This window comes from Kitasatospora sp. NPDC004614, from assembly GCF_042873675.1.
In the GTDB taxonomy this organism is placed as follows: Bacteria; Actinomycetota; Actinomycetes; order Streptomycetales; family Streptomycetaceae; genus Kitasatospora.
On record NZ_JBIALR010000009.1, the window covers coordinates 58,566 to 81,132 of the forward strand.

The window sequence follows — 22,567 nt, forward strand, 5'->3', positions numbered from 1 at the left end:
GAATTGAAGTGGCCATCCTGCGATAGGAATTAATATCCGTCGGATAAATGCTCGGCCCCGGCGGGGATGCCGCCGGGGCCGAGCAGGAACGCGACGGGCTCTCACTCGCTGCGCAGCACCTCCGCCACGGTCAGCCGGGCCGCCGACCGGGCCGGGACCAGCGCGCCCGCCGCCGCGATCAGCGCACCCGCCAGACTCAGCGCGGCCAGGTTCGCGGGCGACCAGATGTGCACCATCCAGCCGGGGAGTTCGATCCCGGCCGCGCCGAAGGTGACGCTCACCAGCAGGCGGTGGGCGAGCACCCCGAGCGGCAGCCCGACCAGTCCGCCGACCAGGCCGACGGCGGCCATCGAGGTGATCATCATCGCCTTCACCTGGCGGGGCGTCATGCCGATCGCCTTGAACACCCCGAGGTCGCGGCGGCGCTCCCGGGTGTTCAGAACGACGGTGTTGAAGACGCCGAGCGCGGTGACCGCGCCGAGCAGCAGGGTGAGGATGCCGGAGGTGCTGATCACCGTCACCGAACCGGCGTTGACCGTCGTCCCGGCGTTCGGGAAGAGCCCGGGGTCGATCGCCTTGACGGCGCGCTGCAACCCGGCCGGGTCGGCGTCGGACGCGAACTGCACGACGTACTGCGGGGCCCGGTCGAGCGACTTGCTGTCCGGCGCGGCCGCCCGGAGGCCCTGCCAGTCGGCGAAGACCAGGTCGGGGGCGGAGATCAGGCAGTCGCCGACGATGGTCATCCGGGTCTGCCGGTCGCCCACGGAGAGTGTCAGTTGGTCGCCGACGGCGAGTCCGCGCTGGTGCAGGAAGCCCGCCGAGGCGACGATCTCGTCGGGTCCGCCGAACCAGCGGCCCTTGAGGAGCAGCGGGCCGAGCTGCTGGGAGTCGCCGCGCATCGCGTCGACGATGACCGGCTGCGGGTCGCCGACCAGCTGGGCCAGCACGTAGGAGTTGACCATCACCTTTGCCGCGCCGGGCAGTTCGCGCAGTTTCGCCTCGATCTCGGTGTTCGGCAGGGTCGGCTCGGTCTGGTTCATCCGGCTCTGGCCGGTGTCGATCTCGACCCGCCGCTGGCCGGCGTGCTCCACCGCGTCCCCGTACTTGGTCATGGTGCTGGTCAGCCCGGTGGTCAGGGTGACGGCGGCGGAGCCGAGCACCACGGCGGCCAGCGTCAGCGCGGTGCGGCTGGGCCGGGCGAACGGCAGGCCGAGGCCCAGGCTGACGGAGCGCGGCAGCCGGGCCCCGGCCAGCCGGCGCTGGACCCGCAGGGCGCGCCCGGCGCGCGGCGCGCTGCCCGCGCTGATCGCCCGGGCGGCGGACAGCCGGTGGGCGCGCATCGCCGGGAGCAGCGCGGCGAGCACCACCACGGCGGGCAGGCCGAGCAGGGCAAGCGCGTCCACCCAGGGGCTGATCACATAGGTGGTGCCGACGATGCCGCGCAGCGACAGGGTGACCAGCGGCACGGCCGCCAGGTTGCCCGCGACGGTGCCCAGCACGCAGCCGACCACGGCAGGGACGGACAGCATCGTCAGGTAGACGGCGACCACCTGGTTCGGGGTGAAGCCGATCGCCTTGAGTACGCCGATGTGCCGGAAGCCGGAGACCACGGCGCCGCTGATCACATTGCCGACGATCAGCACGGCCACGATCAGGCCGACGACGCCGAAGGTCATCAGCAGCGGGACGAAGAGCTTGGCGCCCCGGGCGACCCGTTCCTTGGCCTTCAGCCAGGACAGGCCCGAGACCAGCGAGCCCGGCGGCAGCTGCCCGGTGATCGCGGCCGTGGCGGCGTCCATGTCGCCCGCCGATCCGGCGTGCGGGAAGCGGTAGAGCATCTGGACGGCGGTGGGGTGCAGCTCCGTCAGCTGGGCGGGCGTCACCCAGCCGTCGGCGGTGCCGGTCACGCTGCTGGCCACGCCGACCACGGTGAGACTCCCCCGGCCGGCGATCGTGCGGGTGGAGCCGATCAGGGAGTCCGGCGGGCGGGCGCCGCGGGGCAGGTTGAGCACCAGTTCGCCGGGGGCGGTGGCCCAGTGGCCCATCCAGACCTCCAGCCGGTCCACCGGCCCGCCCGGGTCGGCCCGTCCGACCAGGGTGGCGGGCTGTTCGGGCAGGTCGCCGGTCGGGTCCTCCAGGTCCACGTGGAGCTGGCCGAACGGGCCCGCGGCAGTCACGCCGGGCTGCTTCACGGTCTCGGCGAGCTGGGCCTCGGTGGCCTTGGCCGGGTCGAAGGCTGCGGTCAGATGGGCGCCGCTCGAAGCACCGAAGGCCTTGTCGAACGGGGCACTGGCCGCGTCGATCAGCCCGAGCGCGACCACCAGGGTGGTGGCGGAGAGGAAGACCACCAGGCCGATCACGAAGGTCTGCAGCCGGCGGCGTTTCACGGCGGCGCGGGACGCCTGCCAGACGGCACCCGAGCCGACCCACCCCGCCCGACTCGAGAACGTGCTCATGCCCGCTCCAGAACGCTCTCGCGGGCCACCTTGCCGTCGGCCAACTCGATCAGCCGACCGGCGCAGCGGGTGGCCAGGCGCTTGTCGTGGGTGACCATCAGCAGGGTCTGCCCGATCTGGTTGAGGTCGATCAAGAGGTCCATCACCTGCTCGCCGGCCCGGCTGTCCAGTGCGCCGGTCGGCTCGTCGGCGAGCAGCAGCGCCGGACGGTTCATCAGCGCCCGGGCCACCGCCACGCGCTGGCGCTCGCCGCCGCTGAGCGCCGCCGGGTAGACCGAGCGCCGGTCGGCGATGCCGAGTTCGTCGAGCAGTTCCAGCGCCCGCCGCCGGGCCTGGCCGGCCGGGCTGCCGGTCAGCTGGGCGGCCAGTGCGACGTTGTCCAGCGCCGGCAGGTCGTCGATCAGGTTGAAGAACTGGAAGATCATGCCGATCCGGCGGCGCCGGTACAGCGCCAGCCCGGTCTCGTTCAGCCGGCCCAGGTCCTCGCCGTTCACCTCGACCCGGCCCGCGCTGGGCCGGTCCAGTCCCGCCACCATGTTGAGCAGCGTGGACTTGCCGCACCCCGAGGGCCCCATCACGGCCACCGCCTCGCCGGCCCGGATCTCCAGCGAGACCCCGTCCAGCGCGGCGGTCTCGCCGAACTCCTTGCGTACGCCGTCCAGCCGGACGACCACATCCCCGTGCTCGCCGCGTGCGTCGTCCAACCTGACGACCTTGCCTCGTTCCGTCATGGCACCGAACACTGCCCGACCCCGCCGGGCCCCGGCGTCCCTCTTCAGGTGCATCCCTGAACCGTCGTCATCCCGGGGATGTACGGCGCTGGATCCGGCGGATGATGCGCGTACACCTGTGGCTCTGCCAGAGTGGCGGGGTGCACGGGGATCGGGGAGTTCTGCTGGTCGGCGCGCTGCTGGCCGCGCTGGCCGCCGCGGGCTGGTTCGGCGCCGCGCTGCTGCGCGAACGGCGGCGGCACCGCAAGGCGCTGGAGGACCGCGGCTGGCTGCTGGAGCGCGAGCGGGAGAGCGCGGCCCGGGCCGCCGTGGACGCCGAACGGGCCCGGATCGCCCACGAGTTGCACGACATCGTCAGCCACAACGTGAGCCTGATGGTCGTTCAGGCCGGCGCCGCCCGCGAGGTGTTGGCGCTGATGCCCGACGCCGCCGCCACCGCGCTGGCCGCCGTGGAGGGCGCGGGCCGCGACACGATGACCCAACTGCGCCAGCTGCTGGGCCTGTTGGCCCCCGCGGCGGACGGCTCCGACGAGGAGGCCGACCTCGCGCCGCAGCCCGGCCTGCACGGACTCGGCGCGCTGGTCGACCGGATCGCCTTCGCCGGCCTCCCGGTGGAGGTGCGGATCTCCGGCGAGCCGCGGCCGCTGCCCGCCGGCATCGACCTGACGGCGTACCGGATCGTGCAGGAGGCGCTGACCAACGCGCTGCGCCACGGCGACGGCGGAAAGGCCGAGGTGACGGTGCGCTGGACCGACCGCTACCTGCGGGTCGAGGTGCTGAACAGCGGCCCCAGCATCCTCAGCGGCGCCTCCCCCGCACCCCGGCGCCGCCCGGACGGCACCGGCCGGGGCCTGCTCGGCCTGCGCGAACGCGTCGCGGTGTACGGCGGCGACCTGGACGCCCGGCACCGCCTCGGCGGCGGCTACCGGGTCCGCGCCCGGATCCCGCTGGCGGGCGCCGCATGAGCACGCTTCCTCCGCCCCGCGTGCTGATCGCCGACGACCAGGAACTGATCCGCACCGGCTTCCGGCTGATCCTCACCGCCCGCGGCATCGACGTGGTCGGCGAGGCCGCCGACGGCGCCGAGGCCGTCGCACTCGCCGCCCGACTACGCCCCGACGTCGTACTCATGGACATCCGGATGCCGATCCTCGACGGCCTCGAAGCGGCCCGCCGGATCCTCGCCCGGCAGCCGGACTGCCGGGTGCTGATGCTGACCACCTTCGACCTCGACCGCTACGTCTACGCCGCGCTGTCCCTCGGCGCCAGCGGCTTCCTGCTCAAGGACGTCACAGCGGCCCACCTGGCCGCCGCGGTCCGCCTGGTGGACACCGGCGACGCGCTGCTCTCCCCCTCCATCACCCGCCGCCTGGTCGAACGTTTCGCCACCGACCCGCCGTCCGCCGCCTCTCCCGCCGACCGCGCCCCGGCCGTCCACCGCGACCTCGCGGCGCTGACACCCCGCGAACTCGAAGTACTGACGATGCTCGGCCGCGGCCTCTCCAACAGCGAACTGGCCCAGCACCTGACGCTCAGCGAGGCCACCGTCAAGACTCACGTCGCCCGGATCTTCGCCAAACTCACCCTCCGCGACCGCGCCCAGGCCGTGGTCCTCGCCTACGAGACCGGACTGGTCTCCCCCGGCCAGTAGGCGAATGAAGGCACGCCTCTGGTCGCAACTGGCACGGCACTCGTGCCTGTCGCGTCCGCCCCCACCACTGCGCCCGTACCCGTCCGGACCCGGCCAGCTTGAGCAGGTCTGGACGATGCTGGTCGGCGTGTTCGGACACACCACCGCGGTCGGTCGGCTGGGGCCGGAATGACGACCCTCACCACGCTGCGCCTGGACTCCACCTGGTCCCAACTGTCGAACTGATGGGCGAGGGTGCGGTGGCGACCCGGCGCTCCGTGGGGAGTCCGGTGGCTGCGGTGCTGTCGGAGGCCGCCTCTAGGGTGGCGGGGAAGATCATCATCGGGGTTGCGCCGGGCGTGGCCGGAGTCGTTCACGGGGGGGTTGGTATGGGTTGGTGGCACAGGGCGCCGGGGGAACGGGAGCGGTGGGTGCTCGATCCGCTGGTGGGGGTGGGGCCGCTGCGCTTCGGGATGGACCCGGCGCAGGTTCGGGAGGCGCTGGAGGGCGCGGGCGTCCGGCCCGAGCTGACGTGGCGGACGGGAGACGTCCGGGAGTGCTACGACGAGCCGGGGCTGACCGCGTTCTACGCGCCGGGGCCGCGGCTGGTCGCGGTGCTGATCCACTCGACGGGCGGGCCGCTGGTGCGGCTGCGGGACGTCGAACTGGTCGCCCGGGTGCCCTCCGAAGCCCGCGCCGACATCCACCGCCTCGCCCTCGTCGACGGGGCGGAGGTGCGGGTGAACCGCATCGGGGAGCCGGAGGTGCCGGCCTGGGGGCTGTCCGTGTGCGTGGCACAGGAGTGGGGGCACTCGTCCACGGGGCACATGCAGCGTCGCGACAGGATGATCACCGGTGTCCTGATTGCTGGCCCCGAGCTGGCCGAGGACCCCTGGAACACGGAACTGGTCGCCGACTTGACCCGCAATTCGTACGACCCGCGGACGCCCCTGGGGCCTTCTCCAGTGACGGCCGATCAGGACCGGCCGCGCTGGGAGTGCGCACCGCTGCGGGGCGTCGGGCCGCTGCGGTTCGGGATGAACCCGCGGCAGGTGGCCGCCGCGCTGGGCGGTGAGGAACCCGTCGAACGCGAGGGCCATCACCCGTTCCTGCCAGGCGGGGGCCGCGACCCCGACAGGTGGGAGCTGGACGACGAGCACTACGACCACGCCGGGGTGAGCGCGCACTACTGGGAGGGCGCGGACGGCCCCGAACTGAGCGCGGTGAGTGTTCACGGTCGCACCGGCCCGCAGGTCCTCTTCCACGGCGTCGAACTGGTCGGGCGCCGGCCCTCCGCCGTCGAGGCGGAACTCTTCCGGTACGCCGAGGACCATCCGCTGGAACTCTGCTACACCCCGTACGGGAACGTGGGCTCGGTCGAGCTCAACGTGTGGGTACGGGCTGAGCGGGTCGGGGACGGCACGATCACCGGGGCCCTGTTCTGCATCGAGCAGTGGCACTACAGCGACGACTGACGCCGAACCCTTTTGCCTGGGAGTCCTGCGCACGGCAGAGGCACGCTCAGCGCACCAGTACCCGCTCCCCGGACCGCGGCACCACGGCCGTCCAGCCGAGCTCCCGGTCGATCCGGTCCCGCAGCGCCTGCGCGCCCTCCGGCTCGCCGTGCACCAGGTACGTCGCGGACGGGGCGGGGGCCGGGCGCAGCCAGTCGACGATCTCGACGGCGTCCGCGTGCGCCGAGAACGCCGGGACGTTGACGATCTCCGCCCGGACGGGCACGTAGCCGCCGTACATTTTCAACACCCGCGCGCCGTCGACCAGATCCCGCGCCCGGGTGCCGGCAGCTGCGTACCCGACCACGATCACGGTGTTGCGGGGATCGGGCAGCAGCCGGTGCAGATGGTGCACGACGCGCCCGCCGGTGGCCATGCCGGACGCGGACACCAGGATCGCGGGCAGCGCGGAGTTCTCCAGCTCCAGCGACTCCGGCAGCGACCGCACCGCCCGGAACGGCTCCGGGCTGATCGCCGCCTCGCCCCGGGCCAGCACCTCCGGACGCAGTTCGGGCGCCCGTTCGGCGAACGCATCCTGGTAGATCCGCAGCGTGGCGAGCGCCATCGGACTGTCCACGTAGACCGGTGCGCCGCGCGACAGCCGCCCCGCGCGGCGGAGCTCGGCGAGCTCGTGCAGCACCACCTCGGTGCGGTCCACGGCGAACGACGGGATGACGACGGTGCCGCCCCGGGCCAGCGTGCGGTCGATGGCGTTCGCGAACCATTCCCGGGCCGCGGCCTCCTCGTGCCGCCGGTTGCCGTACGTGGACTCCATCAGCAGCACGTCGGCGCCGGTGAACGGGTCCGGGGGATTCAGCAGCGGGTGGACGGGCCGGCCGAGGTCGCCGCTGACGGCGAGCGTGTGGCCGTCCTCCAGCGTGAGGTGCACCCAGGACGACCCGAGAATGTGCCCGGCCGGGTGCAGGCGCAGAACCGTCCGGTCGGCGATCTCGATCTCGCTGTGGTGCGCGACGGGGTCGAACAGCTGGAGAGTCCGCTCCACGTCCTGCTCGGTGTACAGCGGCAGCGCGGGGCGGTGCTTCGACCAGCCGTGCCGGTTGGCGTGGTCGGCGTCCTCCTGGAGCAGATGGGCACTGTCGCGCAGGATCAGCTCGGCGATCCGCGCCGTCGGCCCCCGGAACCCGTCCGCCACCAGCCGGGGCAGATACCCGCAGTGGTCCAGGTGCGCATGCGTAAGCACCACGCAGTGCACATCGGCGGGGTCCAGCGGCAGCGGGCGACGGTTGCGCCGCCGCAGCTCGGCCAGGCCCTGGAACAGCCCACAGTCGATCATGACGCGGGCGTGGTCCGTCTCCACCAGGAACTTGCTACCGGTCACGGTCCCGACCCCGCCCAGAAACGTGAGCAGTCCCGGCCGGGGCGTCGGGGCGGGCTGATGATCCATGGCGGTGCCTCCCGGGGTCCGTCTCCCACCATCCACCACCGGCGGTCCCGCCGCACCGGCCACCGGGCCCGCGACACCCGCCGCGCCTGCGTGTCGCGTCCGGCCACGCTCCCGCACCGACGCGATCAGCTCGGCTGCCGCCGGGTCCACTGCGGCTCGATCTGCTGCCACTCGGCGTCCCACTCGGCGTAGCGGCGGCGGTCCAGGACGTGCAGGGTGCCCTTCCACACCAGGGTGCAGAGCAGCGGCAGGGCGGTGACGGCGAGCAGCCCTGCGGTCAGTGCGACCGCGACGGCCTCGCCGGCGCCGGCCGGTTGGGGGACGACCTCGCCGCGTTCGTCCAGCCAGATCCGGACGGGGGTGCCGGCGGGCCGGCCGGAGGGCACCACGGCGCTCGCCCGGTGGTCGGTGCCGTCGGCGTTCCAGGTGACGGCGGCCCGGGTCGAGGTGATGCCCATCGCGGCGGGAACGTCCGCGACCAGCCGGGCGGTCACCGGGTGCCGGGTGGCGGCCTCGGTCTCGGCCGCCCGGGACTGGTCGTGGTGGACGATCAGGCCGACGGCGAGCGCCGCCGGGATCCCGCCGGCCGCCAGCACCAGCAGGAGCCGCCCCACCCACCACTGCACGCGGTCACTGCTCCGCCTCAGTGGGTTCTTCCGTTGCTGCGGATGCGCGTGCATGCCGCCCGCCTTCCTCACCGCTCGACCCGGCCCCGTACCCCTCCAGCTTTCCGACGTGGGCCGTCCTGCGGCATGGTCCGGACGGCCCTATTCGGCCCGACAACCGGCCCGGGTCACCGGGCCGACTCGTCCCCTCCCCGACACCGGGAGCACGCTGGAAAGGTGGAAACCATGCGCGCGACGGAAACGGCGCGGGACGGCGCCTGGGTGGTGGCCCGCCCCGGGCCGGTGAGCGGCGGGGACGGGCCGCTCGAATGGGAGCGACGGCCGCCGCCCGTCCCGGCTGATCGGGAGATCCTGGTCGAGGTGGAGGCGTGCGGGGTGTGCCGCACCGACCTGCACCTCGCCGAGGGCGACCTCCCGCCCCGGATGCCGCGCTGCACGCCCGGCCACGAGGTGGTCGGGCGAGTGACGTCGACCGGCCCGGGCGTGACGGAGTTCGCGGTCGGCGACCGCGCGGGAGTGGCCTGGCTGGCCGGGGTGTGCGGGCAGTGCCGGTACTGCCGCAGCGGGCGGGAGAACCTGTGCCCCGCCTCGACGTACACCGGCTGGGACCGGCACGGCGGCTACGCCGGGTTCGTCACCGCCGACGCCCGCTTCGCCTACCCGCTGCCCGACGGCCCGGCCGCCGAGGAACTCGCACCACTGCTGTGCGCCGGCATCATCGGCCACCGCGCCCTGTCCCGCGCGAACCTCCCGCCGGGCGGCCTCCTCGGCATCTGGGGCTTCGGCGCCTCCGCCCACCTGACCGCCCAGATCGCCCTCGCCCGCGGCGCCCGGGTGGCCGTCTTCACCCGCGCCCCCGCAGCCCGCGACCTGGCCCGCGACCTCGGCGCGGGCTTCGCCGGCGACTCCTACGACGCCCCGCCGGAACCCCTCGACGCCGCCATCCTGTTCGCCCCGGTCGGCGAACTCGTCCCCGTCGCCCTCGCCGCCCTCGACCGCGGCGGCACCCTCGCGATCGCCGGCATCCACCTCACCGACATCCCCACCCTGAACTACCAGCACCACCTCTTCCAGGAACGCACCCTCCGCTCCGTCACCGCCAACACCCGCACCGACGGCCACGACTTCCTCACCGAGGCAGCCCGCGTCCGCCCGTCCATCCACCTCACCCGCTACCCCCTCCACCAGGCCAACACGGCCCTCACCGACCTCGCCGCCGACCGCGTCACCGGCGTCGCCGTCCTCCTCCCGGACTGAACCAGCGTCACCGCCCCTACGACGCCGCACGCATCGCCGTTCCCGCGGGCCGGCCGGAGCCGATAATCGGTTCGCCCGCCGCCCCGCGCGCAGGCACAATCAACCGGTGGATCTTCCCTTGCTGCTGGCTGCTGTCGAACGCGGAGACGACGACGCGGCGCTCGAACTCCTGCATGACGCCACCGCCGACGACCTCGCCGGCGATGACGCCGTGGCTCTGCTGGCCGCCGCCGCGAAGGCCGGACGGCAACGGGTCGTCGACTGGATGGTCGTCTGGGACGTGGATGTGGACCGCCCCTGGGACGGCGGCGTGGACCCCGTGACGTGGGCAGCCGAGAACGGCCGGCACTCGGTGCTGTTCGCCCTGCTGTCCCGCAGCCAGGACCCGTTGACCGAAGACAGCCCGCATCGGCGCGCCCTTCGCATCGCACAGGAGGCTGTCGCTTCGGGGGCCGGTGCCGCGGCCGTTCCGCCTCCCGCGCACCGGGCGATCATCACCGACCTGGAGGCCGTACTGGGCATCCACCGCTCACCGGACGAGCTGATGGCCCGCGCCCTGGTGCACGCCGACCCCGACCACGACGACTGGTTCGCCTCGGTCTGGGAGCTGGGGCGCCGGGCCGACCGGGCGACCTTCGACTGGGCGCTCGAGGCCGCCCGGGACGCGTCCGACCTCAATCGCAGGCGCTTCGGACTCGACACCATCCACTACCTGGACATCGGGTTCGAGTTCGCCCCCGATCAGGACGATGTTGCCGAACTCCCGTTCACCGACGAGGCAGTGGAGTTCCTCCGCCCGCTGCTGCACAGCGAGCAGGACCCCCGCGCCCTCGCCACCGTCATCGCCGCCTTCGCCTCCTACTGCCGCCACCCCGACGAAGCAGTCGAAGCGGTCCTGAACCACGCCCACCACACCGATCCCCGGGTCCGGGCGCGCCTCTCCAGGATCCTCCACACCAGGACCGCCGAGCACGAGGAAGCCCTCGCGGCCCTACTGCACCTGGCCGCGGATCCCGTGCCCGTGACCAGGGCGAACGCGCTCCACAAGCTCGTCATGTCCGCCGTCGACACTCCTGAGCTGCGCACGGTCTTCGCCGCACACCTGACGGACCCGTACTTGGACGCCCGGATCGAGGCCGCCGCCGGCCTCGCCCTGCGCGACGATGAACGCGGCCTGACGGTCCTCGAGGAGATCCGCTCTGGCTTCAAGAACATGAACAGCCCGGGGTGGGGCCGCCTCGGCGGCATCGACCACCTGCTGCAGGTCCGCGCCGAAACAACCAGCCAGGGCCACCCGACGGCCCCGGCCTCCTGACGAGGGCCCGGAGTCCGCACCGCCGACCCCGCCACCGGCGTCGCCGCACTCTCGTACCTGCCCGGGACGGAACCGGTGAGCACCCGCAGTAGGGTCCACGCAGGGGAAAGGGGGGCCACATGGAGCGGGCCCGGGTCCTGTTGCTGGACGCGGCTCCTGGCGAGCTGCTGGGTCGGGAACTGGAGCGTCTGCTCGGCCACGGGCTGGCCGTCACGCTGAACCTCCGGCGGGTGGCCGATCCCGCCGGGGCGCGGGCAGTCTGGGGCGGCCGGGTGGACTTCACGGACTTCGATGCCTTCGACGAGTCCGCGCTGCTCGCCGAGACCGTCCGGGACGGACGCGGCTACCACGCGGTCAAGTCCCGTGCGGGGGTGCCGCTGCGCGCGGCGTTCCTCGCGGCGGCGACGGACGCGGGGCTGGCGAACCGGCTTCGGGTGGTCGGCCGGGCCGGGGCGGGCACCGATCACGTCGAGTTGGCGGCCGCGGCCCGTCACGGGGTCGCTGTCACCCACACTCCGGGGTCCAACGCGAATGCGGTCGCCGAGTTCGCGCTCGCCCAGCTCCTCGCCCTGGCCCGCGATCTCCCGGCACACAACGAGGCGGCACACCAAGGCAGTTGGCGTGCGCCTGCCGCACCGGCGGTGGAGCTGTCGGAGCTGGCCCTGGGCATCGTCGGACTCGGGCGGATCGGCCTGGCCCTGGCCGCGCGGGCGACCGCCCTGGGTATGGAGGTCCAGGGCCTCTCGCGCCGACCGGACGAGGCGTCGGTGCCCCGGGCCCGTTCCCTCACCGCGCTGCTGGCGACCAGTGATGTGGTCTCCCTGCACCTGCCGCTCACTCCACGGACCCGAGGGATGGTCGGTCGGGCGGAGCTTGCGCTGATGCGTCCGGGGTCGATCCTGCTGAACACCGCCCGGGGCGGGATCGTCGACGAGCAGGCGCTGGCCGACGCGCTGCGCGACCCCGCGCACCCGCTCGCGGCAGCCGCCGTCGACACCTTCGAGCACGAGCACGCCGCCTTCGCCTCGCCGCTCTTCGGCCTGCCGAACGCCCTGCTCACCCCGCACGTCGCCGGGATGACCAGGGCCGCCATGGCTACGGCGGCCCTGCGCTGCGCGGACCACATCGCGGCCCTGCTCGCCGACCGCCCGGAGGGCGTGCCCGTGGTAACCGGGTGACGGCCACCCGCCGGGGTCCCTCGCCGCTACGCCCGGCTCACCTCCGCCTCCGGAAGCGTCACCGCACCCGCCGCCGCAGGCTGTCGCATCGTCAGCACCAGAACCGCCAGCGCGGCAAAGATGACCGCCGCGGCAAGCCCTGTGACGTGCAGGGCCGTGGTGAACGCCTCCCGCGCGTCGCGCAGCAGCGCAGCCCCCTGCTCCGCGGGAAGCCGCTGCGCGGCCGCGACCGCGCCCGCGAGGGAGTCGGAGGTGCCGTGCATGCCGTGCCGGTAGACGATCGCGGCCAGCACGCCGAGCAGGGCGAACCCGAGCGAGCCGCCGAGGTAGTTGCCGGTCTCCGACATGGACGCGGCGGAGCCGGCCCGCTCCGGGGGGACGGAGCCGAGGACGAGGCCGGTGCCGAGGGCGAACAGCGGGCCGGTGCCGAGGGCGAGGACGGTGATGCCGGTCATCGCCAGCGGCAGGGCGCCGTCCCCGTCGACGACGGCCAGCAGCAGGCCGCCGAGTGCCGAGAGGGCCAGGCCGCCCGCGATCGCGGTGGTCTGCTTCATCCGCCGGGCCAGCGCGGGTGCGGTCATGGTGCCGACGGCCACGCCGATGCCCATGGGGGCGAACAGCACCGCCGAGACGGCCGGCGAGTGGTCGAGCACGTTCTGCAGGTACTGGGTGACCAGCAGCCCGGTGCCCGCCATCGCGACGCCCGCGAAGACCAGCCCGACCAGGACGGCCGTGAACGGCCGACTGCGCAGCAGGCGGAGGTCCAACAGCGGGGAATCGACCCGGAGTTGACGCCGGACGAAGAGCATCCCCAGCACCGCGCCGACCACCAGCGCGACGGCCGGCCAAGCCGAGGCCCCGCCCGAAATGCCGTCCACAGCCAGCTGCTTGATGCCGTACACCAGCAGCATCATCGCCGCCAGCGACAGCCCGACGCCCGCCGGGTCCAGGCGGCCGGCGCGGTCGCTGCGGAACTCGGGGAGCAGCGCCGGCCCGGCGATCAGCAGGAGCAGCATCGGCGGTACGGCGATCAGGAACACCGATCCCCACCAGAAGTGCTGGAGCAGCACGCCGGCCAGCACCGGCCCGAGCGCGCCGCCGGCGAACTGGCCGGTGGCCCAGATGGCGATGGCCCGGCCGCGTGCCCGCTCGTCGCGGAACATGTTGGTGATGAGCGACAGCGTGGAGGGGGCCAGGGTCGCCCCGGCGACGCCCAGCAGGGCCCGCACGACGATGAGCATCAGCGGATCGACCGCGAAGGCGGCCACCACCGAGAGCACCGCGAACGCGGCGGCGCCGGTCAGCAGCAGGCGTCGGCGGCCGATCCGGTCGCCGAGGGTGCCCATGGTGATGACCAGGCCGGCCACCATGAGGCCGTAGCTGTCGCTGATCCACAGCTGTTGGACGTTGTCCGCCCCGAGGTCGGCGCTGAGCCGTGGCAGCGCCAGCAGCAGCGCGGTCACGTCCATCGCGACGATCAGGGTCGGCAGCATGAGCAGGGCCAGTCCCCACCGTGCCCGGTCGACTCGCATCTCCGAAAGCTCCTTCTTCACCTGTTCTCGAGGTCTCGGTTCTCGAGGTTTCGCCGGGTGGTCGGAGCGGCCGCGCGGTTCTTGACACCCCCACCCGTCCCGACGGGCGAAAAATTTCTCGCCCGGAACTCGCCCGAAAAATGTCAAGACCGCGTCGACGGCTCCGACCACACCCCGAGGGCCCCGGCCGGGGCCGCCGAACCACGAGGAGTGCGAGATGAAGTTCCTGATCGGCCTGCACATCAACCCGGCGGTGCTGGACGCGCTGACCGACGAGGAGAAGGCGGGTCTCGGCGCCGGCCACGGCAGGTTCATCCAGACGCTGAAGGACTCCGGCGAGCTGATCCTCACGCAGGCGCTGGTGGATCCGTCGCAGTCGGCGGTGGTGTCGGTGCGGGGCGGGCAGACGGTGGTGACGGACGGTCCGTTCCTGGAGGCGAAGGAGTTCCTGGGCGGCTTCTACCTGGTGGACTGCGAGAACAAGGAGCGGGCGGTCGAGCTGGCGGCGCAGATCCCGGACGCGGCGATCGCGGGTCTGGGGGTGGAGGTGCGTCAGGTGATGTTCTCCGACGGAAACCTGGAGGCATGACAGCAACCGACTTCGAGGGCCTGCTGCGTGAGCTCGCGCCGCAGGTCCTCGGCACGCTGGTCCGCCGGTACGGCCGGTTCGAGGGCTGCGAGGACGCCGTCCAGGAGGCGGTGCTGGCGGCGGCTGTGCAGTGGTCGGCGGAGGGTGTGCCTGACAGTCCGCGCGGCTGGCTGGTGACGGTGGCGTCGCGGCGGCTGGTGGACCAGGTGCGCAGCGACCGGGCGCGCCGCGAACGGGAGTGGGCGATGGCTGCGGAGGTGGTGCCGGAGGAGGTGCCCGGCACCGACGACACGCTGGCGATGCTGTTCCTGTGCTGCCATCCGACGCTGACGGCGGCGTCCCGGACGGCGTTGACGCTGCGTGCGGTGGGTGGTCTGACGACGGCGGAGATCGCCCGCGCGTTCCTGGTGCCGGAGGCGACGATGGCGGCCAGGATCAGCCGGGCCAAGCAGCGGATCCGGGCTGCGGGCAGCCGGTTCGTGCTGCCGGTCGGCGCGGAGCGCGAGGAGCGGCTGCGGGTGGTGCTGCACGTGCTCTACCTGATCTTCAACGAGGGCTACACGGCGTCCTCGGGCAGCGAGCTGCACCGCGCGGACCTCGCCCGCGAGGCGATCCGGCTGACCAGGACGGTGCATGAACAGCTGCCGGGCGACAGCGAGGTGACGGGGCTGCTGGCGCTGATGCTGCTGACACACGCCCGCCGGGAGGCGCGGGCGACGGCGTCCGGCGACCTGGTGCCGCTGGACGAGCAGGACCGCTCGAAGTGGGACCGCGCGCTGCTGGGCGAGGGCATGGCGCTGGTCCGGGCGTCGCTGGCGGATCCGGCGCTGGGGCCGTACCAGTTGCAGGCCGCGATCGCGGCGACGCACGCCGACGCGGCCACCGCGGCGGAGACCGACTGGCCGCAGGTGCACGCGCTGTACCTGGTGCTGGAACGGATCGCGCCCAACCCGATGGTGACGCTCAACCGCGCGATCGCCCTCGCCGAGACCGAGGGCCCGGCCGCGGGCCTGGCGCTGCTGGCCGCCCTGGACGAGGACGGGCGGCTGGCCGGCCACCACCGGCTGCTGTCGGTGCGGGCGCACCTGCTGGAGCGGAGCGGCGACCTGGCCGGGGCGTTCGCGCACTACCGGCGTGCCGCGAAGGCCACCGCGAGCCTCGCCGAGCAGCGCCATCTGGAGTTCCGGGCGGCCCGGGCGCGGGCCCGGCAGTCGCGTCCATGACATGAGGTCATGCCCCTGACAGCGGAGCCGGAACTCCACATGCGTCGATCCGGGGCCGCACCTAGCGTGGGGAAAGGACATCGTCGATCCGACGATGACGTCCGTCCTTCCCCAAGGAGGCGTATCCGATGCTTGCCCAGACCGTGCTTGCTCCGCACCGCGCGACGACGCCCGAACTCGGCGCCGTGCGGGCGCTGATGACCGAAGAGGAGTCGACGGTCAGCGACGCCCCGCTGTACCGCCCCGAGGCTGTCGGCGTGCTCCTGCTCGCCCTGCTGCTCTCCCCGAAGGGTCCCAAGGAGAAGAAGTAGCACCGACCCGGCATCAAATCGGAAAACCCGGAAGAATCGGAAGAAAGTAGCAGACCCCATGCCGTTCGCCGAATCGCCCCAGCGGGAGTTCGCTGCCGCGACCGAGTGGGCGGCAGGCCGCACCCTCGACGCTCTCACCGGCGCCGAGGGCGCGGCTCTTCCCGCCCCCGCCGCACCGGAGCCGCAGGCCCTGCTGGCCGGAGTCCGGGTGCTCGGCCCGGACGTGTTCGCCCCCACCCTGCTCACCGGCGTCCCGACCCCGCCGGAGACCGCCGAGCTCGCCGCCCAGGCGTTCCGGCTGTTCCCCTCCGACGAGTCCGGGATCCACGTGTGGCGCGACCGGGCCACCGCCGAACTCCTCTCCCTCGCCGGCTACCCCGTCCTGGCCCCGCCCCCGCCCCCGCCGCCCGACCCGGGCGAGGACGGCTGGCAGCACTGGTCGGTGCGGATGGCGCAGCTGTCCTGCCTCGCTCTGCCGACCCTGGACGGCCCGGTGCACCGGCTCGCCCACCAGCACCCGCTCGCACTCGCCCGCGGCGCCGCCCGCGCCGTGCTGCGCCGCGACCACCGCACCGCCGCCCGGCTGGTCCGCTGGCTGGCCTGGCTGCAGCACACCGGCACCCCGTCCGCGCTGGAACTACCGCCGCTGCTGGGGCAGTTGGCGCTGACCGGCGACGGCACCGCGCGCAGCGCCCTCGACCTGGCCGTCGCCCAGCACCTGGCCGCCGCATGAACCCGGCCGTGCTCGCCGACGCCCACCGGCTGGCCACCCGCTCGCTGGAGTGGCTGCACACCGCGCACGAGCAGGGCCTCGGCGCCCTGCCGCCCGACGGAGGGGCCGACCTCTCCGACCCCGACAACGCCTACAAGCCGATCGGCGAATGCGCCCTCGCCGCCTCCCTGGTACTGCGCGAGACCGTCTCCGGCCCGGCCGAACGGGAGCGTGCCCGGGTGCTGCTCGACTTCGGCTGGCAGCAACTGCGCCAGGGCGACCTGCTGTACGAACGGCAGTTCCGGCACATGCTGCTCAGCGACCCGCTGGAGACCTACCTGCACTTCCACCGGGCCGGCTACCGGCACCCGTCGCTGGACGAACTCCTGCGCGGCCTCGACGGGTTGCGCGCCACGCACGCCGTGGAGTCGATGCCGAACCGGCGCCTGGCCGTCGCCAACGCCCGGCACGTGATCGGACTGGAGAGCCGACCCGCCTGGGACGCGCTCGCCACCGCGACCTGGCTCGGCGCCCGGCCCGAACCCTGGGCGATCGACTGGATGACCGCCTACAGCGTCACCCACACCGTCTTCCACCTCACCGACTGGGGCGCTCTGCCCGACCGGCTGCCCGCGCCGCTGCGCGAGTACCTGGCCGCCTGGCTGCCCGTGTGGGCCGACATCTGGCAGGAGACCGGCCAGTGGGACCTGCTCGGCGAACTGCTGATCGTGGACGCCTGCCTGCCCGAGCCGGTCTGCGACCCGCGGAGCTGGGAGCACCTGCTCGCCGCCCAGCGCGAGGACGGCCTGCTGCCACGCGACCTGGACCCCGTCGACGAGGACCCGGCGCGCGCCTTCAAGGACAACGAACACACCGCCGTGGTCGGCGTGGTGGCCGGCACCCTCACCCTCGCCCGCGCCCTCCGGTGAACCCGCACCTCACGGCACTCGCCCGGACCGTACCGCGCGGGTCCGCCATCGCCCTCGCCACCGTCTCCCCCGACGACGGCGAACAACTGCTCTGCCACGGCCGAACGGACGGCCTCTCCAGCGAGCCGGTCACGCCGGACACCGGCTTCGAACTCGGGTCGGTCAGCAAGACGTTCACGGCCCTGCTGCTCGCCGAACTGGTCGCCCGGAACGACCTGAGCCTCCAGGACACCGTCACCGTCTCCGACACCCCGCTCACCCTCCTCCACCTAGCCACCCACACCTCCGGCCTCCCCCGCCTGCCGCCCGGCCTGCGGCGCTCGGCACTGCCTTCCTGGTTCACCAACCCGTACGCGGCCTACTCCGCCGAGGACCTGGACCTGGCCATCACCCGAACTCGCCTGCGGCACAAGCCCGGTGAACGGGTGCACTACTCCAACTACGGCGTCGGCCTGCTCGGCCGGACCCTCGCCGAACGCACCGACAGCACCTACCCGGCGCTGCTCGCCGACCGCATCGCCGGACCGCTCGGACTCACCGGCACCGGCTGCGAGCCCGGCGCCGCCGTCGGCCACCTGCACGGACGTCCGCTCCCGCCCTGGGAGATCCCCGCCCTGCCGGGCGCCGGCGCCGTCCGTTCCACCGCCCGCGACCTGCTGCGCTACCTGACCCTCCACCTCGACCCGGCCATCGCCCCGAGCACCTCGCTGGAAACCGCCCTCCACGACGTCCAGCAACCACGCCTGGTCAAACCCCGCTCCACGGACCGCATCTGCCTGGTCTGGAACCTCCGCCCGACTCCCGACGGCGACGTCCTCTTCCACTCCGGCGGCACCCGCGGCTGCACGTCCTTCATCGCCTTCTCCCCCCAACGCGGCACCGCCCTGGCCGCGTTGACCAACGCCGGCCCCCGGGTCGACGGCCGCTTCATCCAGACCGGCTACCGGCTCTTCCGCGCGCTCTGACGCAGAACGGGCCGCCGACGCTGGCTGCGTCGACGGCCCATCGAATGCTCTCAACCGGTCAGGCGGCGAACCAGCCGGTCAGGTCCGCGGTGACGTTCACGTTCCCGGTGGAGTTGTAGAACACCACCCGCCCATCCACGACCGGGACCAGCACCTGGTGCGAAACCGTCTGGCCCGCCACGTAGTTGAGGCTGGAGGTACCAGGACGGTCGGTGCCGTGCGGGTAGGCGGTCAGGTAGCCGGTGGCGGTCGGGTCGGTGGCCGTGACGTTCAGCAGTACAGCGGTGGCGCCGTACGGCACGCCATCGACGCCGCCGACCTGGAAGCTGACGATGCCGCCCGCGCCGACGGTGCCCTGGCGGGCGCCGGTGCCGTCGCGGGTGTCGAGCAGGCGCAGCGGGGTGGCGGGGCTGAAGGTGCTGGTGCCGGTCGCCGAGTAGTAGCCGGTGACGTCGGCGACCAGGTCGACGGTGCCGGCGCTGTTGTGCAGGTCGACCTTGCCGTTCACCACGGGGACGGTCACCAGGTTGGAGACGGTCCGGCCGGGGGTGAAGTTGAGGTTCGAGGTGCCGGGCAGCGGCTGCCCGTCGGCGTGGGCGGTGATCCAGCCGGTCGCGGTCGGGGACACGGCCGTCACGTTCATGACCACGGCGGTGACGCCGTCGGCCGGGACGCCCTTGACGCCCGTCACCTGCACGGCAGCCGTCTGGCCCGCGCCGATGCGGGCCTTGGGCGCGCCGGTGCCGTCGCGGGTGTCGAGGAAGCGGGCGGGGGTGATCGGCGTGAGGGCGGAGCCCTGGTCGGTGGCGTCGGTGTAGTAGCCGGCGAGGTCGGCGACCAGGTCGAGCGTCCCGGTGTCGTTGCGCAGGTCGATCTTGCCGTTGACCACGGGCACCGTCAGCTGGTTGGCGGTGGTGCGGTGGGCGGCGAAGGTCAGGCTCGGCACCGCGGACTGGCCGGCGGTGAGGTGTCCGTCCTCGCTGGGGTCGACGGCGGTCACGTTCAGCACGACGGAGGTGACGCCGGTGGCCGGGACGCCGTTGGCACCCGTCACCTGCGGGCTCGTCGTCCCACCCGCGCCGATGCGAGCCTTGGGCGCGCCGGTGCCGTCGCGGGTGTCCAGGAGGCGGGCCGAAGTGAGCGGCACGAACCGGGACTTGACGGGGGTGTCGGCCGCGGTGACCTCGAAGGCGTTCGGCACGTAGCCCGGCGAGGCCTGGCCCGGGGTGTAGCCCATGCCGTCGCGCAGCAGGTCGTACTTGCCGGGTGCCAGGTTCCTGGTGTCGACGAGCACGTTCAGCACGGTGCCGTCGGCGTTCACCGACTGCGGCCAGACCAGGCTGTTCGTGGAGCTCTGCGACAGCTTGATCTTGCTGCCCATCGTCAGGCCGGTGCCGCGGATCACGGCCGGCAGCAGGGTGCCGGCCCGGCCGGTCGCCGGGGTGATCGTCTGCGGCGTGCCGTAGTCGGGCCTCGTGCCTCCGGCCAGGCCCTGGAGGGTGTACTCGACCGGGGTCGGGGACTTGTCCGGGGTGACCATCAGCAGCGCCCGGCCGTCGGTGGAGCTCCAGTTCGTGCAGGCGCCGCCGAACTGGCCGTAGTTCTGGAAGCACTGGTAGCTGTTGTAGGAGTCGGTCCACTCGTTCGGGCCGGAGATCGCCAGCCACGGCGGCAGGAAGGACCCGGCGTTGCTGGTGGTGCCCGCGACGGTGATGCCCTGACCGGCCTTCAGGTCGATCACGCCGCAGTACGCGGTGTCGGTCTCGGTGAGCATGCCGCTGTGCTGCGGGAAGCCGTTCGCCGACAGCACGTTGCCGTTGCACTCGGGGGCCCAGCCGTCCGCCCCGCCGACCTTCCAGGCGTCGACGTTCGCGTGGACCGCCTTGCCCTGGTAACCGGACGCGACCACCAGGGCCACGTACGAGGTCGAACCGGTCATCTTGCAGGAGACGCCCCACTGCCGGCACTGGACCTTGCCGTCGGCGTCCACCGCCATCAGCAGCGTGCCGGCCTCGTAGCGGTTGCCGGTGGTGCGGCTGGTCAGCCAGAACTTGTCGGTGGCCGCGCCGGTGATCCGCACGCAGCGGGCGTCCAGCGCCGAGGTGAAGTCGAACGGGGTGGACGGGCCGCCGACGGCGGTCGAGGAGCGGGTGGTGCACGGCGCGCTCGGCGAGATGTCCCGGCGCACCATCTTGTAGGTGTCCGTCTGGCCGCCGGCCAGCACCGCCGTGTACGAGGTGCCCGGGGTGAACCGGCAGGTGGTGGTGGAGCTGCCTTGCGTCGAGCAGACCGCGGCGCCGGTGCCGTCGGTGATGGACACGGACGCGTTCACCTGGTTCAGGTTGTTCGCGTAGTCCAGCATTTCGGCGGGCGCGTGCTGGTCGGTCGGGATGCTCAGGCAGCGCTGCGGGTCGGTCGCGTTCAGCGAGACCTCGGTGCCCCAGGAGCCGCCGTAGCCGGACTGCGGCCAGGCGGTGCAGCCCGCGGCGCTGTCGGTCCGGTGGACGATCAGCCCGTACGGCTTGCCGGCGCCGGCGGTGAGCACGGCCCGGAACGGGGCGGTGCCGGTCAGCTTGCAGGCCGCGTAGCCGTAGCCGCCGTTGTCGCACTGCTTGACGCCGCCCGCGTCGTCGATCTCGACGGTGGCCGCGGCTCCGTCGGTGGGCGGCCGGTTGAGCAGGTACAGGCCCTTGCCGGAGGCGGTCGGCAGGGTCAGGCAGCGGGCCTGCCCGGCGCTGTCGAAGGTGCCGGTGACGGCGCCGGAGGCGAAGCCGTCGTCGGGGGTGGCGGTGCAGCCGCGGGTCTCGGTCGCCGAGCGCAGCGTCATCCCGTAGGCGCCCACGTCACCGGAGTCGCCGTCCAGCACCCAGGTGTGGTCGCCGGCGGTCAGCGTGCAGTCGGTGCTCTGGCAGCTGTCCGGGGTGCCGTCGGTGCGGAACAGCCGACCGCGCAGGTACGTCCCGGAGTTGTTCACCCAGCTGTACTGGTAGCGGCCGTCGGCGGCCACCCGCAGGGTGCGGCAGCGGGTGGTGGAGGTCAGGTCGGGGGCCTCGCCGTAGGCCTGCGGCTGGACGGTCGCGCAGCCCTCGGGCCGGGACAGCCGGGCGGCGGCGAAGGTGTAGTTGACCGCCTGGCCGGAGACCTGCTGGACCGTCGCCCGGTAGGGCGCGGTGCCGGTCAGCGCGCAGTCCAGGCCGCTGCTCGAGTTACCGGTGGTGTAGGAGTCGCAGATCCGCTTGCCGGTGCCGTCGTAGACGGTCCAGGTGGCCTGGTAGTTCGGCCCGTAGGTGCGCAGCAGGTCGCCCGGGGCGAGGTCGGTGGTGTAGCAGTCGCCGACCGCGCCGGTGCCCAGCGAGCCGCTGAACGACTTCGCGGTGCCCAGCTTGCTGTCGTCGCCGGCCACCGTCTTGCACGCGCCGGTGGACAGCAGCGGCAGGTAGGCGACGGAGATCGAGTTCGCCCCGTAGGCGTTGGTCAGGTTCAGGGTGTACGTGCCGGCCTGCCCGGTCGCGCAGCGGAACGCGCCGGAGGCGTAGGAGATCACGTTCTCGCAGGCGACGGTCGAGCCGTCGGGCGCGGTCAGCGTCCTGGTCAGGCTGTACTGCTGGGTGGCGAGCACCTGGAACAGGACCAGGTCGTGGTCCTGCGTCACGTTCAGCGTCGAACTCGCGGTGCCGGACCCGTCCATCGTGCAGGTGACGGGTGCCTTCGGGTCGAGCTCCGCCGGGCAGGCCCCGGTCGGGCCGGATTCCTGCAGCGCCTTCGCGGCCGCCTGGTGCTCGGCCTGCGGGTCCGGCTTCGGCGCGGCCTTCGGTTCGGCCTTCGGTTCGGCCTTCGCCTCCGGGCCCCCCGCGCGCGGCGCCTCGGCCGCGGGCTTGGCGGCGTCGGACGACCCGCCGGCCGCCGCGAAGGCGGTGCCGGACTGGGCGACCAGCGAGGTCAGCAGCAGCGCGCCCGCCGCGAACACACCGACGGCGCGTCGGTGCCTGCCGGACGACGGCAGCAATCTCATCGGAACCCCCCAAGGTTCGTCGCTCAACGCCCGTGCCGATCACCGACGTTCGAGCAGCCGGAGTCTAGGGCCGTGCACGCACCATCGCCACCACAATTCGGACACATTTCCGGACGGCCCGGCGGCATGCCGGTGCCCCCGCGGGCCCGGAGGGGCGGACGGGGGCACGGCCGCGCGAGGAT

Annotated in this window: 18 protein-coding genes; 12 read left to right on the forward strand and 6 right to left on the reverse strand. The window is 73.3% G+C overall.

Annotated elements, in window-relative coordinates; all coding sequences use genetic code 11:
- Nucleotides 1-101 precede the first annotated feature (101 nt).
- Both ACFYST_RS20080 and ACFYST_RS20085 read right to left on the reverse strand, forming a co-directional pair.
- Entirely contained in the window at nucleotides 102-2,456 is a 2,355-nt protein-coding gene (locus tag ACFYST_RS20080; protein WP_387864086.1) for an FtsX-like permease family protein, read from the reverse strand.
- Nucleotides 2,453-3,187 (reverse strand): ABC transporter ATP-binding protein, encoded by a 735-nt coding sequence (locus ACFYST_RS20085; protein ID WP_387646749.1) that lies wholly within the window; start codon nucleotides 3,185-3,187, stop codon nucleotides 2,453-2,455. The genes ACFYST_RS20080 and ACFYST_RS20085 overlap by 4 nt, the downstream gene beginning before the upstream one ends.
- A gap of 101 nt (nucleotides 3,188-3,288) precedes the next feature.
- Between ACFYST_RS20085 and ACFYST_RS20090 the strand changes: the two genes are divergently transcribed.
- The 3 genes from ACFYST_RS20090 to ACFYST_RS20100 all read left to right on the forward strand — a co-directional run bounded on the left by ACFYST_RS20090 (nucleotide 3,289) and on the right by ACFYST_RS20100 (nucleotide 6,292).
- The gene (locus ACFYST_RS20090; RefSeq protein WP_387646751.1) at nucleotides 3,289-4,152 is read left to right on the forward strand and encodes a sensor histidine kinase; all 864 of its coding nucleotides are present in this window, start codon (nucleotides 3,289-3,291) and stop codon (nucleotides 4,150-4,152) included.
- Nucleotides 4,149-4,838, forward strand: a complete 690-nt coding sequence (locus ACFYST_RS20095) for a response regulator (RefSeq protein ID WP_387864089.1) — start codon at nucleotides 4,149-4,151, stop codon at nucleotides 4,836-4,838. The genes ACFYST_RS20090 and ACFYST_RS20095 overlap by 4 nt, the downstream gene beginning before the upstream one ends.
- Before the next feature lie 410 nt (nucleotides 4,839-5,248).
- Nucleotides 5,249-6,292 carry a hypothetical protein gene (locus ACFYST_RS20100; RefSeq protein ID WP_387864092.1) on the forward strand — a complete coding sequence of 348 codons (1,044 nt, stop codon included), beginning with the start codon at nucleotides 5,249-5,251 and terminating at the stop codon, nucleotides 6,290-6,292.
- Nucleotides 6,293-6,338: 46 nt separating this feature from the next.
- Here the strand turns inward: ACFYST_RS20100 and ACFYST_RS20105 are convergent, their stop codons facing one another.
- Together ACFYST_RS20105 and ACFYST_RS20110 are read right to left on the reverse strand one after the other, a co-directional pair.
- The gene (locus tag ACFYST_RS20105) at nucleotides 6,339-7,670 is read right to left on the reverse strand and encodes an MBL fold metallo-hydrolase RNA specificity domain-containing protein (protein ID WP_387864095.1); all 1,332 of its coding nucleotides are present in this window, start codon (nucleotides 7,668-7,670) and stop codon (nucleotides 6,339-6,341) included.
- Between the two features lie 191 nt (nucleotides 7,671-7,861).
- A complete protein-coding gene (locus tag ACFYST_RS20110; RefSeq protein ID WP_387864098.1) occupies nucleotides 7,862-8,362 on the reverse strand; it encodes a hypothetical protein in 501 nt (166 codons plus the stop codon).
- A 225-nt stretch (nucleotides 8,363-8,587) separates the two neighbouring features.
- Between ACFYST_RS20110 and ACFYST_RS20115 the strand changes: the two genes are divergently transcribed.
- The 3 genes from ACFYST_RS20115 (at nucleotide 8,588) to ACFYST_RS20125 (ending at nucleotide 12,112) form a co-directional block, all read left to right on the forward strand.
- Nucleotides 8,588-9,619: a zinc-dependent alcohol dehydrogenase family protein gene (locus tag ACFYST_RS20115; protein ID WP_387864100.1), complete on the forward strand. Its 1,032-nt coding sequence runs from the start codon at nucleotides 8,588-8,590 to the stop codon at nucleotides 9,617-9,619.
- Nucleotides 9,620-9,725: 106 nt separating this feature from the next.
- Nucleotides 9,726-10,934 carry a HEAT repeat domain-containing protein gene (locus ACFYST_RS20120; protein ID WP_387864103.1) on the forward strand — a complete coding sequence of 403 codons (1,209 nt, stop codon included), beginning with the start codon at nucleotides 9,726-9,728 and terminating at the stop codon, nucleotides 10,932-10,934.
- A gap of 119 nt (nucleotides 10,935-11,053) precedes the next feature.
- A complete protein-coding gene (locus ACFYST_RS20125) occupies nucleotides 11,054-12,112 on the forward strand; it encodes an NAD(P)-dependent oxidoreductase (RefSeq protein ID WP_387864106.1) in 1,059 nt (352 codons plus the stop codon).
- Nucleotides 12,113-12,138: 26 nt separating this feature from the next.
- Here the strand turns inward: ACFYST_RS20125 and ACFYST_RS20130 are convergent, their stop codons facing one another.
- On the reverse strand, nucleotides 12,139-13,644 hold the full coding sequence (locus tag ACFYST_RS20130) for an MFS transporter (RefSeq protein ID WP_387864107.1): 1,506 nt from the start codon (nucleotides 13,642-13,644) through the stop codon (nucleotides 12,139-12,141).
- 217 nt (nucleotides 13,645-13,861) lie between these two features.
- Here ACFYST_RS20130 and ACFYST_RS20135 point away from each other — a divergent pair, with 217 nt between their 5' ends.
- From ACFYST_RS20135 to ACFYST_RS20160, 6 genes are all read left to right on the forward strand, one after another.
- Nucleotides 13,862-14,233 (forward strand): YciI family protein, encoded by a 372-nt coding sequence (locus ACFYST_RS20135; RefSeq protein WP_387864110.1) that lies wholly within the window; start codon nucleotides 13,862-13,864, stop codon nucleotides 14,231-14,233.
- Entirely contained in the window at nucleotides 14,230-15,456 is a 1,227-nt protein-coding gene (locus tag ACFYST_RS20140) for an RNA polymerase sigma factor (RefSeq protein ID WP_387864112.1), read from the forward strand. The genes ACFYST_RS20135 and ACFYST_RS20140 overlap by 4 nt, the downstream gene beginning before the upstream one ends.
- Before the next feature lie 128 nt (nucleotides 15,457-15,584).
- Entirely contained in the window at nucleotides 15,585-15,767 is a 183-nt protein-coding gene (locus ACFYST_RS20145) for a hypothetical protein (protein WP_387646773.1), read from the forward strand.
- Nucleotides 15,768-15,825: 58 nt separating this feature from the next.
- Nucleotides 15,826-16,500: a hypothetical protein gene (locus ACFYST_RS20150; protein ID WP_387864115.1), complete on the forward strand. Its 675-nt coding sequence runs from the start codon at nucleotides 15,826-15,828 to the stop codon at nucleotides 16,498-16,500.
- Nucleotides 16,497-17,408 carry a DUF6895 family protein gene (locus tag ACFYST_RS20155; RefSeq protein WP_387864116.1) on the forward strand — a complete coding sequence of 304 codons (912 nt, stop codon included), beginning with the start codon at nucleotides 16,497-16,499 and terminating at the stop codon, nucleotides 17,406-17,408. Before ACFYST_RS20150 ends, ACFYST_RS20155 begins: the two co-directional genes overlap by 4 nt.
- Nucleotides 17,405-18,373, forward strand: a complete 969-nt coding sequence (locus tag ACFYST_RS20160) for a serine hydrolase domain-containing protein (RefSeq protein ID WP_387864118.1) — start codon at nucleotides 17,405-17,407, stop codon at nucleotides 18,371-18,373. Before ACFYST_RS20155 ends, ACFYST_RS20160 begins: the two co-directional genes overlap by 4 nt.
- A 58-nt stretch (nucleotides 18,374-18,431) precedes the next feature.
- On the opposite strand, the gene ACFYST_RS20165 is transcribed toward ACFYST_RS20160, so the two are convergent.
- Nucleotides 18,432-22,385, reverse strand: coding sequence for a cell envelope integrity protein TolA (locus ACFYST_RS20165; RefSeq protein WP_387864120.1), 3,954 nt, complete (start codon nucleotides 22,383-22,385; stop codon nucleotides 18,432-18,434).
- Nucleotides 22,386-22,567 lie beyond the last annotated feature (182 nt).

Bases quoted from the DNA above. Each gene is read 5' to 3' on its own strand.
- ACFYST_RS20165 (WP_387864120.1), bottom strand. From the start codon at position 22,385: ATGAGATTGCTGCCGTCGTCCGGCAGGCACCGACGCGCCGTCGGTGTG.
- ACFYST_RS20095 (WP_387864089.1), top strand. From the start codon at position 4,149: ATGAGCACGCTTCCTCCGCCCCGCGTGCTGATCGCCGACGACCAGGAA.
- ACFYST_RS20145 (WP_387646773.1), top strand. From the start codon at position 15,585: ATGCTTGCCCAGACCGTGCTTGCTCCGCACCGCGCGACGACGCCCGAA.
- ACFYST_RS20130 (WP_387864107.1), bottom strand. From the start codon at position 13,644: ATGCGAGTCGACCGGGCACGGTGGGGACTGGCCCTGCTCATGCTGCCG.
- ACFYST_RS20090 (WP_387646751.1), top strand. From the start codon at position 3,289: ATGATGCGCGTACACCTGTGGCTCTGCCAGAGTGGCGGGGTGCACGGG.
- ACFYST_RS20085 (WP_387646749.1), bottom strand. From the start codon at position 3,187: ATGACGGAACGAGGCAAGGTCGTCAGGTTGGACGACGCACGCGGCGAG.
- ACFYST_RS20150 (WP_387864115.1), top strand. From the start codon at position 15,826: ATGCCGTTCGCCGAATCGCCCCAGCGGGAGTTCGCTGCCGCGACCGAG.
- ACFYST_RS20140 (WP_387864112.1), top strand. From the start codon at position 14,230: ATGACAGCAACCGACTTCGAGGGCCTGCTGCGTGAGCTCGCGCCGCAG.
- ACFYST_RS20125 (WP_387864106.1), top strand. From the start codon at position 11,054: ATGGAGCGGGCCCGGGTCCTGTTGCTGGACGCGGCTCCTGGCGAGCTG.
- ACFYST_RS20155 (WP_387864116.1), top strand. From the start codon at position 16,497: ATGAACCCGGCCGTGCTCGCCGACGCCCACCGGCTGGCCACCCGCTCG.
- ACFYST_RS20115 (WP_387864100.1), top strand. From the start codon at position 8,588: ATGCGCGCGACGGAAACGGCGCGGGACGGCGCCTGGGTGGTGGCCCGC.
- ACFYST_RS20080 (WP_387864086.1), bottom strand. From the start codon at position 2,456: ATGAGCACGTTCTCGAGTCGGGCGGGGTGGGTCGGCTCGGGTGCCGTC.
- ACFYST_RS20135 (WP_387864110.1), top strand. From the start codon at position 13,862: ATGAAGTTCCTGATCGGCCTGCACATCAACCCGGCGGTGCTGGACGCG.